We start from the raw sequence: 13,515 nt of genomic DNA, 5'->3' as shown, positions 1-13,515 counted from the left end.
AACCGGGAGGACGGGTGGTACCGATGGGACGGCTGGCGCGGGCGGGACCCGCACTGGGCGGCGCGGCGCTGGCCGGGGCGGCGCGGCTGCTGCGCGTACCGCGTCGGGGTGCCCGGCCCGGCGCGGACGGCGACGCTGCCGCGCCGGCCCGGTGGGAGGTGGTGACCGTCGACCGGCCGCCGGAGCAGGTGCTTCCGGAGGGCCGCTGGCCGGAGCCGCTGCGCCGCCTGGACGGGGCGGTCGAGGTGCGGGTGCGCCCGGCGCCCGGTGACCGGGGCACCGAGCTGGCCGCTCGGCCGCTGGCCGGCGTCACCCCGCCCACCGGGCTGGCCGCGCATCTGGTCGGCGACGACCCGGGTCTGCTGGTCCGCCGGACCCTGCGCCAGATCAAGCAACGGGTGGAGGCCGGTGAGGTGCTCCGCGCGGACCGGTCCGCGCTGGACCGCCCCGAGGTCCACGGGTGAGAGCGCTGTGTTGGGTGGCGATCGGCGAGCTGGCCGTACGCGAGGTCCCCGACCCGGAGCTGCGCAACGAGCGTGACGTCATCGTCCGGGTTCGGCGTAGCGCCACCTGCGGGGGTGACCTGCCGCTGCTGGCCGGCCGGCACCCGCTGCTGCGGCCCGGCGACGTGCTCGGCGCGGAGTTCCTGGGCGAGGTGGTGGAGGTCGGCCCCGAGGTCCGCCGACACCGCGTCGGCGATCGGGTGGTCGTCGGCGCGAGCGTGGCCTGCGGCGGTTGCTGGTACTGCCGCCAGGGCCTGCACTCCTGCTGCGACAACGCCCATGCCGACCTGGCCAGCGCCGACCCCGACTGGGCCCGCTCCGACGCCGGCTGTTTCGGCCGGCCCCGGGCGGCGGGCGGTTTCGCGGGCGGCCACGCGGAGTACGTGCGGGTGCCGTACGCCGACGTGAGCGCCTTCCGGGTGCCGGACGCCGTCGACGACGAACGGGCGGTGTTCGCGGCGGACGTGGCGCCGACCGGGTGGCTCGCCGCCGAGTTGGGTGCGGTGCGCCCCGGCGACGTGGTGGCGATCTGGGGCGCCGGGGCGGTTGGTCAGTTGACCGCCCGGGCGGCGGTGCTGCGCGGCGCCGCCCGGGTGCTGGTCGTGGACCGGCACGAGGAGCGGTTGCGGATGGTCGAGCGGCACTCCGACGCCGAGGGGCTCGACTACCGGCGCACCGACGTGGCGGCCGAACTGCGCGACCGTAGCGGTGGGCGCGGGCCGGACGTGTGCGTGGTGGCGGTCGGCACGCCGCCGGCCCGGTCGAGGGCCGACCGGTTCGGTGGCCAGCACGCCGACCGACCGGACGCGCTGCGGGAGGCCGTGCACGCGTGTCGCAAGAGCGGCGTGGTGGTGGTGCTCGGCGGCACGGCCGGGTTCGTCGACGCGTTCCCGCTGGGCGCGCTGACCGAGCGGCGGCTCACGCTGCGCGGCGCCGGTCGACCTGATCTGCGGGACGTGCCGATGCTGCTGGACCGCATGGCCCGCGACGAGCTGCGGACCGAACACCTGGCCACCCACCGGCTGCCGTTGGCGCAGGGCCCCGAGGGGTACGCGCTGTTCCGGGACCGGGCCGACGGCTGCGTACGCGCCGTGTTCACGCCGTGACGCCTCCTCGTGATCGCTGATCGGCGATCACGAATGGCAGACTCTGAGGATGACTGGCGAGCGAACGTACGACGTGGTGCTGTTCGGAGCGACCGGGTTCACCGGCGGCCTGACCGCTGAATACCTGGCCCGACACGCACCGGCTGAGTTGCGCTGGGCGCTGGCCGGGCGCAACCCGCAGCGCCTCGCCGCCGTACGGGACCGGCTCGCCGCCATCGACCCGAGCCTGGCCGACCTGCCGCTGGTCACCGCCGACGTGACCGACGCCGACTCCCTGCGGGCGGTGGCGGAGAGCGCCCGGGTGGTGGCCAGCACTGTCGGCCCGTACATCCACCACGGGGAGCCGTTGGTCGCGGCCTGCGCCCGGGCCGGCACCGACTACCTGGACATCACCGGCGAGCCGGAGTTCGTCGACCTCATGTACGTGCGCCACCACGCCGAGGCGACACGCACCGGCGCGCGGCTGGTGCACGCCTGCGGCTTCGACTCCGTCCCGCACGACCTGGGCGTCTGGTTCACCGTCAAGCAGCTGCCTGCCGACGTCCCGATCACCGTGGACGGGTACGTGCGTGCCGGCGGCCGGTTCTCCGCCGGCACCTACCACTCGGCGCTCACCGCGTTCTCCCGTACCGGGCAGGCCAGCCAGGCCGCACGAGCCCGCCGGGCGGTCGAGCCGCGTCCCACCGACCGGCGGGTCCGGGCGGTGCCCGGTCGACTGGCCCGCTCGGCGGAGCTGGGCATCTGGACCGTGCCGCTGCCGACCATCGACCCGCAGGTGGTCCGCCGCTCGGCCGCGGCCCGCCCGGAGTACGGCCCGGACTTCCGCTACCGGCACTTCGCCGCCGTGAAGCGGCTGCCCACCGTGCTGGCCGGCGCGGCCGGGCTCGGTGCGCTGATCGGGCTGGTGAAGCTGCCGCCCAGCCGGCGCTGGCTGCTCGGCCGGCTCGCGTCCGGGCAGGGGCCCACCGCCCAGCAGCGAGCGTCGTCCTGGTTCCGGGTCCGGTTCGTCGGCACCGGCGGCGGGCAGCGGGTGGTCACCGAGGTCGCCGGCGGTGACCCCGGCTACGACGAGACGGCGAAGATGCTGGCCGAGTCGGCGCTGTGCCTGGCGCTCGACGAGCTGCCGCCGACCGCCGGCCAGCTCACCCCGGTCGCCGCGATGGGTGACGCGCTGCTCGACCGGCTCGTCCGGGCCGATCTCACCTTCCGGGTGCTCAAGCAGGAGACGCGGGAACCGTCGGCTTGACCCTCAACCGGGTCGAGGGGGCAGGATGCCCAGCGTGAGCGACCTGCACAGCATCGGCGAGCTGGCCCGGGCCAGCGGCCTGACCGTCAGCGCACTGCGCTTCTACGACTCGGCCGGGGTGCTGGAGCCGACCCTGGTCGACCCGGTGACCGGCTACCGCTGGTACACCGAGGGGCAGATCGCCCCGGCCCTGCTGGTGGCCGGGCTGCGCCGGATCGGCATGCCGGTGCCGGAGATCGCCGCCGCGGTACGCGCCGAGCCGGCCGTGGTGCACCAACTGCTCGACGCGCACCTGCGCCGGCTGGCCGACGGGCTCAGCGACGCCCGCCGCGAGGCCGACCGGCTCCGGGCCCTTGTCGACCCGGCCCCGTCGACCGCCACCACACTGCTGGTCGCCCCGGCCGCCCTGGCCGCCGCGCTCGACGCGGTGCGCTTCGCCGTCGGCGTCGACAGGGAGCTGCCGATGCTCGCCGGCGTGCTGTTCGACGTGGAGTCCGACGGCGTCCGGCTCGTCGCCACCGACCGGTACCGGCTCGCGCTGGCTCGGGCCGGTGCCGACGTCGACGGGCCGCCGGTGCGGGTGTTCGTGCCGGTGGCCCTCGCCGACCAGCTCCGGCCACTGCTCGACACCGCCGACACCTGGCCGGTACGGCTGACCGTGGCGGGCGCGGACCTGCGGGTGCGGGTGGCCGACCGCACGCTGACCGGCGCCGCCCTGCCGTACGACTTCCCGGACTACCACCGGCTGCTGCGCAAGTCCGTCGGTGAGCGGCCGACCGCGCGCCGCATCCCGGTGGACGTGGCCGCGCTGCGCGCCGCGCTGGCCGACCCGGCGGCCCCCACTGTCGCCCTCGACCACGACGGCACGACCCGGGAGGTCACAGTGCTCGGCGTCGACGACCAGGGCGGGCTGCGGTTGCTTCCCGCCGCCGACCTGGGCACCGACGCGTTGCGGGTCGGGGTGGACGGCGGTTACCTGCTGGACGCGCTGAACGCGGCCGGCGCGCCGCAACTGGTGTTGGAGCTGGATGGGCCGATCGCCCCGCTGGCCGTACGCCGACCGGACGACGCGGACACCTACTCGGTGCTCATGCCGATCCGGCTCTGAGCCGCCGGCCAGCACTCCCCGTCCGGGAGGAAAAGGCCGCGACGGTAGCATCTGGTGGTTCACCTGTGAACCCCGGACGGAGGCGTACGGAGCAGCATGCTCGACATGGAGTTGATCCGGAAGGATCGCGAGGCGGTGGCAACCGCGCTGGCGAAGCGCCTGGATCCCGCCGAGGTCACCCGTGCCCTGGACGAGATCCAGCGGCTCGACCAGGAACGCCGCGCCCTGATCACGGAGATCGACGCCGAGCGGCAGCGCCGCAAGGCCGAGGCCCGGGCGTACGCGCAGGCGAAGCGGGCCGGCGAGGAGCCGCAGGCCGCCGCGCCGGAGGCGGAGCGTAAGCAACTCGCCGAGCTGGAGTCCCAGCTGGACGAGGTGCAGGCCCGGCTGCGCGACGCGATGAGTGAGCTGCCCAACCTGCCCAGCGACGACGTCGTGGCCGGCGGCAAGGAAGCCAACCGGGTGGTGAAGACCTTCGGCGAGCCACCGGTGATCGAGAAGGTCCGCGACCACGTGGAGCTGAGCCGCGCGTTGGGCCTGGTCGACTACGAGCGCGGGGTCAAGCTCGGTGGGTCCGGTTTCTGGATGTACACCGGGGTCGGCGCCCGGCTGGAGTGGGCTCTGCTCAACTACTTCGTCGACCAGCACATCAAGGCCGGCTACGAGTTCCTGCTCCCGCCGCACCTGCTGCTGGATTCGGCCGGCTTCGCCGCCGGGCAGTTCCCCAAGTTCTACGACGACGTCTACCACCTGGACTCGGCGTCCGCCCCGCGTGGCCAGTTCCTGCTGCCCACGTCGGAGACGGCGATCCTCGGCGCGTACCAGGACGAGATCCTGGAGACCCCGAAGCTGCCGCTGAAGGCGTTCGCGTACACCCCGTGCTACCGGCGGGAGTCGGCCGGCTCGCACTCGGACGAGCGCGGCACGGTGCGGGGGCACCAGTTCAACAAGGTGGAGATCTTCCAGTTCACCCTGCCGGAGCAGGCCGACGCGGCGCTGGAGGAGATGCTCGCCCACGCCGAGAGCCTGGTCGAGGGGCTGGGCCTGCACTACCAGCGCACGCTGCTCTCGGCCGGTGACGCCAGCGCCTCGATGAAGAAGACCCTCGACATCGAGGTGTGGATGCCGAGCACCGGCAAGTACAAGGAGGTGTCGTCGGTCTCCTGGGCCGGCGACTACCAGGCTCGTCGGGCGGCCATCCGTTACCGCGAGCCGGGCGGCAAGCAGACGCGCTTCGTGCACACCCTCAACGGGTCGGCGCTGGCCACCAGCCGACTCTTCCCGGCGATCCTGGAGCAGTACCAGCAGGCCGACGGCAGCGTCCTGGTCCCCAAGGTCCTCCAGGACCGCCTGGGCACCGACCGTCTGACCCCGCTGCGCTAGCTGGAGGACAACGCTCCCCGCACCTGGTCGACGGCGGCGGGACTGATGCCTTCGCACCAGTCCCGCCGCCGTCCACTCGGCCACGAGTGTGACACCGTGGTCAATCCCGACGCGGAGCTGTTCCGGCTCCGGCGCGGACGTGCGGTGCCGGTTCAGGCACCGAACACCTCCGCGTGGGTCAGTCGGGCGTCACCGGGCTGCCAGTCGGCGACCGCGATCGCCACGTACCGCCCGGAGGACCTGGTCGAGATGGTGGTCTCGGGTCGCGGCTTCGGGACCGAGGCGACCGCTAGGTAGCCGAGCCCGTCGGCAGAGGTGGCTACGGTGATCGGCCGCCGCCGACCGGGAGTCCAGGTCAGGCGGACCGATGCCAGATCGTGGAGCGATCCGAGGTCGATCACCAATCGGCCGGTCGGGCCGGGTTGCCAGGCGGTACCGGGGTCGCCGTCGACGGCGGCCGACGGGTCGGTCATGCCAGCCGGGAGCGGTGACGTCGGGTAGGTCGTCCGAGACCGGGCCAGGTCGCTGGTGGGCGTCACCGTCCCACCCGCGAACGCGACGTCCCGGCTGCGTCCAGCGGGTATCGTCACCTTCCGTCGGTCACCGCCGGCCACGGACTCCAGCTGCACCATCACGATGTGCTCGGCGGGTGCGGTGATTCGGAGGTGGTGCGAGTCGATGACGTCGAACCGGGTACCGGCGGGAATCGACTTCGCCGGCTGTGCTGCGGTCGCGGTGAACCGCGGCGGCTCGACGCGTGCGGTGGCAGCGGCAAGGTCGACCTGGTAGCTGGTGGTCCCGGATCCGGTGACCTGGCTCCCGTGGTACAGCCGCAGCGTGGCGTGCTGCGACACTGTGACGGCCGCCGTCGTGATGTCGTCGTCGGACAGGTTGAACAGGCTCAGGTATCCGTCCGCGTCACTCGCCCGCAATGCCTCCGGACCGCCATCGGGCAGGGTTCGAGACGCCGCGGCGGCCAGGGCCGACCTGCTCGCGCCCGTGTACCCCTCGATGATCAGCCGAGTGCTGCCAGTGGCCGGTCCGCTGGACAGGGTGACGGTGGTGGCGGTCACGGTGATCGGATTCTGGCCGTTGTGGACTACCAGACCCGCTCGTCCGTCGACGTCCAGCCAGGAGCCGGCGATGGTCGGGCTGTCCGGCACGACCGCCGCGTCGCTCCAGTTGGTGCCGTCCAGAGAGGTCTGGATGACGTACCGGGTGCCGTACGCGGCCTCCCAGTCGAGGCGTACGCCGCTGATGTCGATGGACTCGCCGAGGTCGACGGCGAGCCAACTGTCCGCGCGGCCGCGTTCCTCCCGGGCGACCGCCCAGCGGGTGCCGGAGTTGCCGTCGGTCGCGTTCGGTGCGGGGTAGGCGGGGTCGGCGGACGAGGCCGTGGTGGGCCGCCCGGTGGCGAGGTCGATCCCGCTGGCGTCGAGCACGGCGAAGGCGAACAGCGAGTAGCCGTACTGGTTGACGGGTGATCGGCCGAGCATCCGCACGTACCTGGCTGGACGAGGCGCAAAGCTGATCTGGTCGGTTCCGCCGTCGCCGAGGCCCTGTTGTCCAGCCAGGGTGACGGACCCCTGTTCGCCGGTGAAGGTGCGGGTGCCGGTGAGCCCGGGTACACCGGGCATGTCCAGGTTGAACACTGTGAGCGCGCCCTCATCGGCACCGAGGCCGGTGGTGGCGTACACGACCGTACCGGTGGGCAGCGTGACGTATCCCGCGGTGCCGCCAGCGACGCGTAGAACGGTGGCCGTGGCGTCGAGACCGTCCCGGGCCATGGTGTACGCAGCGGAGGTGCGGCCGAGGACCGGCGCCGACTGCTTCGGCAGCAGCGAGGCGGCCCGGGTGTCGAACAACCAATTGTCGTGGGCGGGGGCCCACAGGAACGAGACGTACCCGGTCTTGCTGACCGCCGCGGCGAAGGCAGTCGGGGTTTGCTGGGCGGTCAGCCCGGCCTGCTCCCCGAAGTCCCGGGTGCCCGCCGCCGTCGCGAAGAACGTGGTGCTGGCGACCGGCTCGACCACGCCGCCGTTGGCTGCCCGCCAGGAATGGAAGAGGTAACTGATGGCGAGTTCGGCCCGGGCCTCGGGCTCGTACTTCGGCTCGCCGCTGAACTTGGTGAGCCGATACTCGGGCGGGTAGTTAAGGTAGGGCATGAGCCGGTCGGCAAGGTCCGCCTCGGCCCGGGCGGCGTGCCGGTCGCCCTGGACCTGCGCGAGGAAGGCGAGCGGCAGGACATCACGGCCGTACAGGTGGTAGCGGTCCGCGACCATCGGCATGAAGGGTTCGCCAGCATCGCTGGCCAGCAGCCGCATGGTCCGCCACAGCTGGGCGGCGCTGGGTTGCCGGGTGAGTGCCTCGGGGAGCGGTTGGCCGGCGGTCAGGAAGTGCGCAGCGGTACGACCCGCAGTGCGCCACAGTTCTTCCTGGTAGTGCGGGCCGAAGGAGCCGTGGTTCTCGACGAGGAACGTGTCGTGGATGTTGTGGGCGGTGTTCCAGTCCGCGACCGCCCGCCCGTCGACGACGGCGGGGTTGGCGCGGTCGGCCGCGGGTAGTCCGGTCGCGTTGAGCGTCCACGTCAGGAACCGCTCGCGCCACGCCGCGGCTGCGGGGTCGTCCGTCGCCCAGGCCAGGCCGGGCGCGATCGCCTGGGCGTAAACCCCCATCTCCTCGAGCTTGGTGTCACCGATCCAGCCACCGGTGAGGCCGTTCGGCGTCCAACTGCCACTCAGCGGGTCGTTACCGGTGCCGAGGGAATGGGCGTACGCGGCCTGCCCGCGGGCGATGCGGTCAACGTTGTTGCGGGTCACGTCGTCCAGTTCGGACCACAGCAGTCGGGCGGCCAGGACGAAGTACAGCTCGAAGGTGCTGTCCCAGAAGAGCTGTCGGCCCCACTCGGTGCCGCCGGCGAGCCGGTTGGTGGCCGCAAATCGGCGGATGGTGGCGACGGTACGGGTGTGGAGCGTGTCCCGGTCGACGCCCGCGGCCGCTGGGTCGTACCCGGGCGAGATGAGCAGGACCGCGTTACCGAGGACGACCGCGAACCTGAAGTCCGCGAGGCGGTATGCGTTGATCGCCGGATCCCATTGCTCCTCGGCCCATCGGGTGTGGGCGAGCAGCAGCGCGTGGTAGGTGTTGGCAACCGGGCCGGTGGGCGCAGCGTATGACGTGGTGGCGGCTGGCGCGGCGTGGGCGGTGGCGGCGGGTCGGGCGATGGCGAGTCCAGCGCCGACGGCGCTGCCAAGGATGAGGAGCCGCCTCCTGCTCAACTCGAATTCGGATATACGCATGGTGGCCCTTCGGTGTGACAACGTTGTCAGACAGACTCTGACGATCGTTTCCGGATGTCAAGACCAACATCGTTGCCTCAGGGCTTCGGCCGGCGCGGCTTCCGGTACCGCAAGACACCCCCGCCCTTCCGGCCGTCGATCATGAAGTTATTGCCCGTCGCCTTGGCGTGTCGTGGCAATAACTTCATGATCAACGAGGCTGGGTGGGGTGCGGGGGCGGTGGCGGTGGGTGCGGGCCTGGATTAGGGCTGCCAGGATCAGCAGGACCGCCAGGGCGGCTACGAGCAGTGCCGGGCCGAGGGTGTCCAGGGCGTTGGCCAGTGTGTGTTGTAGCTGGGACGCCGCTTGGATGACCGGGTCGTGCAGGGCGTCGCGGCGGCCGGCGGCCAGCCGTAGCTCGTACCAGCCGTACCAGGCGACGTAGCCGCCGGCGACCAGCAGCATCAGGCCACTGAGGCGGGGCACCAGCGCGCCGGCGACGCGCAGCCGGGCCACCAGGCCGTCGCGCAGCAGCGCCACCCCGAGCGCGGCGACAGCGACCACCAGACCCATCCCGAGGGCGTACGCGCCAAACAGCGCCATCCCCTGACCGGTCGAGCCGGCCTGGAGGCTGGTCACCACGATGGCCAGGAACGGCGCGATGGCGCACCCGAGCGACGCCAGCGCGTACGCCGCGCCGAACAGCACCATCGACGGCCAGGACCGGGTCAGCCGGGGTGCCCGGGCGGACCAGCCGGGGGCGGGCAGCCGCCGACCGGCGAGCAACCAGCAGCCGGCCACCACCAGCAGCACGCCGAGCGCCACTGTCAGCCACGGCAGCCGGGGCCGCAACCAGCCGGCCAGCGGCGCGAGCGCCAGGCCGAACGCGCCGAACACCAGCACGTACCCCACTGTCAGCCCGGCCGCCGCGGTGAGCGCGCGGCCGACCGCGCCGCGGGTGTCCGACCCGGCGACCAACAGCGAGAGGTACGCGGGCAGCAACGCGAAGCCGCACGGGTTGACCGCGCCGAGCATGCCGGCGGTCAGCGCGAGCAGCAGTGCGGCGGTCACGCCCCGGCCAGTGCGGCGACCTTGGCGGTGAGCGCCTCACCGTCGAGGAAGCCGTGGTGGACGACTGCGCCGTTCCGGTCGATGATCACGAAGATGCTCTGCTCGGTCACCTTGAACCGCTTCCAGAGCGCGCCCTTGGTGTCCTCGATCTGTGGCGTCGCGCCGAGGTCGAACTCGGTGACGAACTCCTTCATGGCCTTCCGCTCGCCCAACCCGGCGACGCCGACGATCGGCACGGTGTCCCGGTACCTGGGTTCGATCTCGGCAACCGTCCAGGCCTGGCTGGCGCAGGTGGCGCACCACGGCGCCCAGAACCACAGCACCACCGGTTTGCCGGCGAGCTGTGCCGCGTCGAACGCGGCCCCACCGAGCGTGGTCCCGGTGAAGCGCAGCACGTCCGGGACCTGCGCCGCGCGTGGTCCGCCGGTCGGGGTGGGCGGGGCGTCGCCGGGCGTGGGCGAGGCGCCGATCGAGGCCGGGGCCGATCCGGCGGCGGCGGGCCCACCCGGCGCCGTGCCGGTACAGGCGGCAACACCGAACAGGGCCACCACGAGCGCCCCGGCGGTGGCGGCACGGCGAAGCTGCCCGGCCCCTGTCCACGCCCTGCTGATCCGCATCCGCTTCTCCGTTCCGGTCCGGAAGGGACCCTTTGCTGGGCCTCGCGGTTCGCTATTCGGCCTTGGCGAGGCGGAGAGCCAGCTCCGGGCAGACCTTGACCGCCTTCAGCGCGCCCTCGCGCAGCCAGGTCGGCACGGGAGTGGCCGGGAAGGCGGGAAATCCGTTCGCGTCGAGCCGGATGAAATCCGGTACGACGTGCGCGCACAGGCCGTGCCCGTCGCAGCGGGACCAGTCCAGGGTGAGCTTCTGCGGATTCGCGTCGGGTGCGCCCGGCAGGCCCATCACGCCCTTGACCCGTCGGCCACAGCCGTCGCCGGTGCTGTGCAGCCGCAGGTCCTCGGCGAAGACCTCGATCGCGGAGAGCGCGAAGCGGGCGGTGCCGTCCGGGTGGCTGCACGCACCCCGGCCCTTCACCTCGCCGGCGGCGGCGCGCACCACGTCCGCCGGTTGGCTGCCGGCGACGGCCAGGTCCACCGCGCGGGCCAGGTCCGGCAGGCCCATCTTGCACGGCCCGCACTGGCCGGCGGACTCGCCGGCCAGGTAGCGCACCACCTGGGCGGCCTCACCGAGCGGGCAGGTGTCGACACCGAGCGGGACGATGATGCCGGCGCCGAGGGTGCCGCCGACAGCGGCCAGGCCCTTGCGGGAGACCTCGGCCTTCTCCGCCGCCTCCGGGGTGATCCACTTGCCGTGGTAGCCGCCCATCAGGATGCCCTGGACGTCCGGCACCTCGCACAGGTCGAGGACGTCGCGCAGCGGCATGCCGGCGGTGCACTCCACCACGGCCGGTCGGCCTGCCGCGCCGGTCACTGTGAGCAGCACGGTGCCGGGCTCGTCGTCGGTGCCGAGCGCCGCGTACTCGTACGGGCCCAGTCGGGCGCCGACGGCGAGCTGGGCGTACGTCTCGGCGTTGGACAGCAGGGTGGGCAGGCCGCTGACCCCGGAGTCGCTGGAGCGCTTCTTGGTGCCCGGCGGGATGTGCGGCAGCCCGTTGATCCCGTTGACCAGTGCGCCGCCCTCGCCGGAGATGAACCGGTGCGGCACTGTGACGATCGTCGTCTGCACCGGCATCCGGCGCTCTTCGAGGGCATCCATCAGCGAGTCCCGGCCGACCCCGTCGTCCGCCACGCCGATCACGATCTCGTCGGCGTCCAGCGCGTACGCGGCCAGCGCCGCCCCGTCCAGGATCAGGTGCGGGGCGCGGGTCAGCAGGACCTTGTCCTTCCAGCTGGCCGGCTCCCCCTCGGTGGCGTTGACCACCACCACGGCGGCGAGGTCCTGCCGCTCGCAGGACTCCAGCACCGCGCGCAGTTTGCGGGCGAACGGGAAACCCGCCCCGCCCTTGCCCTTGAGCTGCATGCCCTCGGCGAGCTGGAGCAGCTGCGCCGGCTCCATCGGGCCGATCGGTCCGTGCACCTCCTCGTGCGCGAGCAGGTCGAGCCGGCCGTACTCGGCGAAGCCGGCGGTGAGCCGCGGTTCGCCCACACAGGCGACCGGCGGCACGGCGGTCCGCATCACTTCGCCTCACCCCGCAGCCCGGCCCAGTACGCCCCGTCCACCGCGTCGGCGCTGGCCTTGCGGCGCTTGGACTTGCCCTCGCCGGCTGCCCGTCGAGCACGGCGGGACGCCAGGTCGACAAGGGTCGGGGTGTCGTCGACGGGCGGTGCCACCTCGTCCGGCACGTACCGGGCCGGCGGACGCCAGTAGTCCGGCTCCTCGGGCAGGTCGTCCTCGGCGCTGTGCCGGCCGCTGCCGCTGCGCGGCGCCGACGAGATCGGGCTGCTGGAGATCGGGCCGGCCGAGATCGGCTCGACGGAGATCGGGCCGGCGGAGATGGGCTCGTCGGCCTGCCACCGGCGTGGACTGTCCCACGGCTCCTCGGCGTCGTCGAGGGTCGACCGCGGCGGCGCCGAGTAGCGGCTGCCGTCGTCCTCGCTGCGGGACCGGCGACGGGACCGCTCAGAGGTGGGCTCGTCGGCGCGTCGCCGGCCGTTCGGCACGGCCTCGTCGCGGGTGCGGGAGCCGCGCCGCCGGGTCACCGGATCCAGCTCCTCCTCGTCGCGTCGGAACGTGCCGGTGTCCTCCACGCTGCGGCGCGCCGATCGGCTGGTCGTGGTCTCCTCGGCCCGTCGGCTGCGCGAGGACCGTTCGGTGTCGCGGCGGGCCGCCGGCTCCTCCTCCCGCCGACGTCGACTCGGCCGGGTCGGCTCGACGAGGGAACCGGGCTCGGGCACCACCGGGACGGTGAACCGTTCCGGGTCACGTCGCGCGGCCGGTGCGGCCCAGGTGGCGGTGGTGGTCTCCGCCCAGGCGGGACGCTTGTCGGCGGCCTTGCTGCGCCGACCCAACCCGGCCAGCAGCGATCGGGCGGTCTTCGCCTCCTCGGCCCGGCCGGCCATCACCGCGTTGCGCACCGCGGCCTGGTGCTGCTCGCGGCTGCGCCGACCGATGGTGACCGAGAACCGGACCAGCAGGGCCAGCACGACCAGCAAAATACAGCCGAGGTAGCTGAACATCACCCAGGGCGCTGCTGCCCGACCAGCGTTGAGGCCGTGGAAGACAGCGAACGGCCAGGCCAGGTACGCGGTGGAGTGCAGCGTTCGCCACAGCCACTTCGGACCGACGCCGGCGAAGCGGGCCCGGATGATGCCGGTCCAGATCACGCTGACCATCAGCAGCGCGGCCACCGTGCCGAGCCCGACGTAGAGCCCCCGGCCGCCGACGAACGGCACAAGCGCGTCGGTCGCCGCCGCCCGCCCGGTGGCGACCTTGGTGAGGACGTGGAAGCCGAGCCCGGCCACGCCCAGCACGCCGGTGGCCCGGTGCGCGGACTGCATCAGCACCCGGTGCGAGATGCGCAGCACCAGCCGGTCGGTGGCGAGCAGGCCGAGCATCACGGTGAGGCTCAACGCCACCAGGGAGACCACCCCGGCGAAGAACTCGGTGAAGAAGAAGCCGTACGCGTACGCCGTCTGACCGACGCCGGTCAGCATGATCGCCGCCCAGAGCGCGGCGAGCACCGACGCGATCAGCAGGGCGCTCGCCGACCGCGACGGGGTCCGCACCCCCCGACTGCTGGCGCTGGTCCGGACCGTCGCCGCCTTCTTGTCCTGCTGTGCCCGGGCCATCTGCTCCTCGATCGTCTCGCGGCGGCGCACCACCGGCCGACCCCTGCTCCCCCATCCAGTACGGACCGGCGGGG

Annotated in this window: 10 protein-coding genes; 5 read left to right on the top strand and 5 right to left on the bottom strand. The window is 73.2% G+C overall.

The window, feature by feature from the left end; translation table 11 throughout:
• Nucleotides 1-23: 23 nt before the first annotated feature.
• From GA0070561_RS31720 to serS, 5 genes are all read left to right on the top strand, one after another.
• The gene (locus GA0070561_RS31720; RefSeq protein WP_091409214.1) at nucleotides 24-464 is read left to right on the top strand and encodes a hypothetical protein; all 441 of its coding nucleotides are present in this window, start codon (nucleotides 24-26) and stop codon (nucleotides 462-464) included.
• Nucleotides 461-1,609 (top strand): alcohol dehydrogenase catalytic domain-containing protein, encoded by a 1,149-nt coding sequence (locus tag GA0070561_RS31715; protein ID WP_091409210.1) that lies wholly within the window; start codon nucleotides 461-463, stop codon nucleotides 1,607-1,609. Before GA0070561_RS31720 ends, GA0070561_RS31715 begins: the two co-directional genes overlap by 4 nt.
• A 49-nt stretch (nucleotides 1,610-1,658) precedes the next feature.
• Nucleotides 1,659-2,855, top strand: a complete 1,197-nt coding sequence (locus GA0070561_RS31710) for a saccharopine dehydrogenase family protein (RefSeq protein ID WP_091409206.1) — start codon at nucleotides 1,659-1,661, stop codon at nucleotides 2,853-2,855.
• 25 nt (nucleotides 2,856-2,880) lie between these two features.
• Nucleotides 2,881-3,963, top strand: a complete 1,083-nt coding sequence (locus GA0070561_RS31705) for a DNA polymerase III subunit beta family protein (RefSeq protein WP_091409203.1) — start codon at nucleotides 2,881-2,883, stop codon at nucleotides 3,961-3,963.
• Between the two features lie 96 nt (nucleotides 3,964-4,059).
• Nucleotides 4,060-5,346 (top strand): serine--tRNA ligase, encoded by a 1,287-nt coding sequence (gene serS / locus GA0070561_RS31700; RefSeq protein WP_091409200.1) that lies wholly within the window; start codon nucleotides 4,060-4,062, stop codon nucleotides 5,344-5,346.
• Between the two features lie 152 nt (nucleotides 5,347-5,498).
• On the opposite strand, the gene GA0070561_RS31695 is transcribed toward serS, so the two are convergent.
• The 5 genes from GA0070561_RS31695 to GA0070561_RS31675 form a co-directional block, all read right to left on the bottom strand.
• Nucleotides 5,499-8,645 (bottom strand): discoidin domain-containing protein, encoded by a 3,147-nt coding sequence (locus GA0070561_RS31695; RefSeq protein WP_091409197.1) that lies wholly within the window; start codon nucleotides 8,643-8,645, stop codon nucleotides 5,499-5,501.
• 147 nt (nucleotides 8,646-8,792) lie between these two features.
• Nucleotides 8,793-9,695: a cytochrome c biogenesis CcdA family protein gene (locus tag GA0070561_RS31690; RefSeq protein WP_244166521.1), complete on the bottom strand. Its 903-nt coding sequence runs from the start codon at nucleotides 9,693-9,695 to the stop codon at nucleotides 8,793-8,795.
• Nucleotides 9,692-10,312 carry a TlpA family protein disulfide reductase gene (locus GA0070561_RS31685; protein WP_091409195.1) on the bottom strand — a complete coding sequence of 207 codons (621 nt, stop codon included), beginning with the start codon at nucleotides 10,310-10,312 and terminating at the stop codon, nucleotides 9,692-9,694. The genes GA0070561_RS31690 and GA0070561_RS31685 overlap by 4 nt, the downstream gene beginning before the upstream one ends.
• A gap of 52 nt (nucleotides 10,313-10,364) precedes the next feature.
• Nucleotides 10,365-11,828: an NADH-quinone oxidoreductase subunit NuoF family protein gene (locus tag GA0070561_RS31680; RefSeq protein WP_181541045.1), complete on the bottom strand. Its 1,464-nt coding sequence runs from the start codon at nucleotides 11,826-11,828 to the stop codon at nucleotides 10,365-10,367.
• A complete protein-coding gene (locus GA0070561_RS31675) occupies nucleotides 11,828-13,474 on the bottom strand; it encodes a ferric reductase-like transmembrane domain-containing protein (protein WP_244166520.1) in 1,647 nt (548 codons plus the stop codon). The genes GA0070561_RS31680 and GA0070561_RS31675 overlap by 1 nt, the downstream gene beginning before the upstream one ends.
• Between the last annotated feature and the right edge of the window lie 41 nt (nucleotides 13,475-13,515).

The organism is Micromonospora saelicesensis, from assembly GCF_900091575.1.
In the GTDB taxonomy this organism is placed as follows: Bacteria; Actinomycetota; Actinomycetes; order Mycobacteriales; family Micromonosporaceae; genus Micromonospora; species Micromonospora saelicesensis.
Note: the sequence above shows the minus strand (reverse complement) of the source record. Positions and strands in the feature narration are given on the sequence as shown.

Coding starts and splice junctions, on each gene's coding strand:
- GA0070561_RS31720 (WP_091409214.1), top strand. CDS start 24: ATGGGACGGCTGGCGCGGGCGGGACCCGCACTGGGCGGCGCGGCGCTG.
- serS (WP_091409200.1), top strand. CDS start 4,060: ATGCTCGACATGGAGTTGATCCGGAAGGATCGCGAGGCGGTGGCAACC.
- GA0070561_RS31705 (WP_091409203.1), top strand. CDS start 2,881: ATGCCCAGCGTGAGCGACCTGCACAGCATCGGCGAGCTGGCCCGGGCC.
- GA0070561_RS31680 (WP_181541045.1), bottom strand. CDS start 11,828: ATGCGGACCGCCGTGCCGCCGGTCGCCTGTGTGGGCGAACCGCGGCTC.
- GA0070561_RS31710 (WP_091409206.1), top strand. CDS start 1,659: ATGACTGGCGAGCGAACGTACGACGTGGTGCTGTTCGGAGCGACCGGG.
- GA0070561_RS31695 (WP_091409197.1), bottom strand. CDS start 8,645: ATGCGTATATCCGAATTCGAGTTGAGCAGGAGGCGGCTCCTCATCCTT.
- GA0070561_RS31685 (WP_091409195.1), bottom strand. CDS start 10,312: ATGCGGATCAGCAGGGCGTGGACAGGGGCCGGGCAGCTTCGCCGTGCC.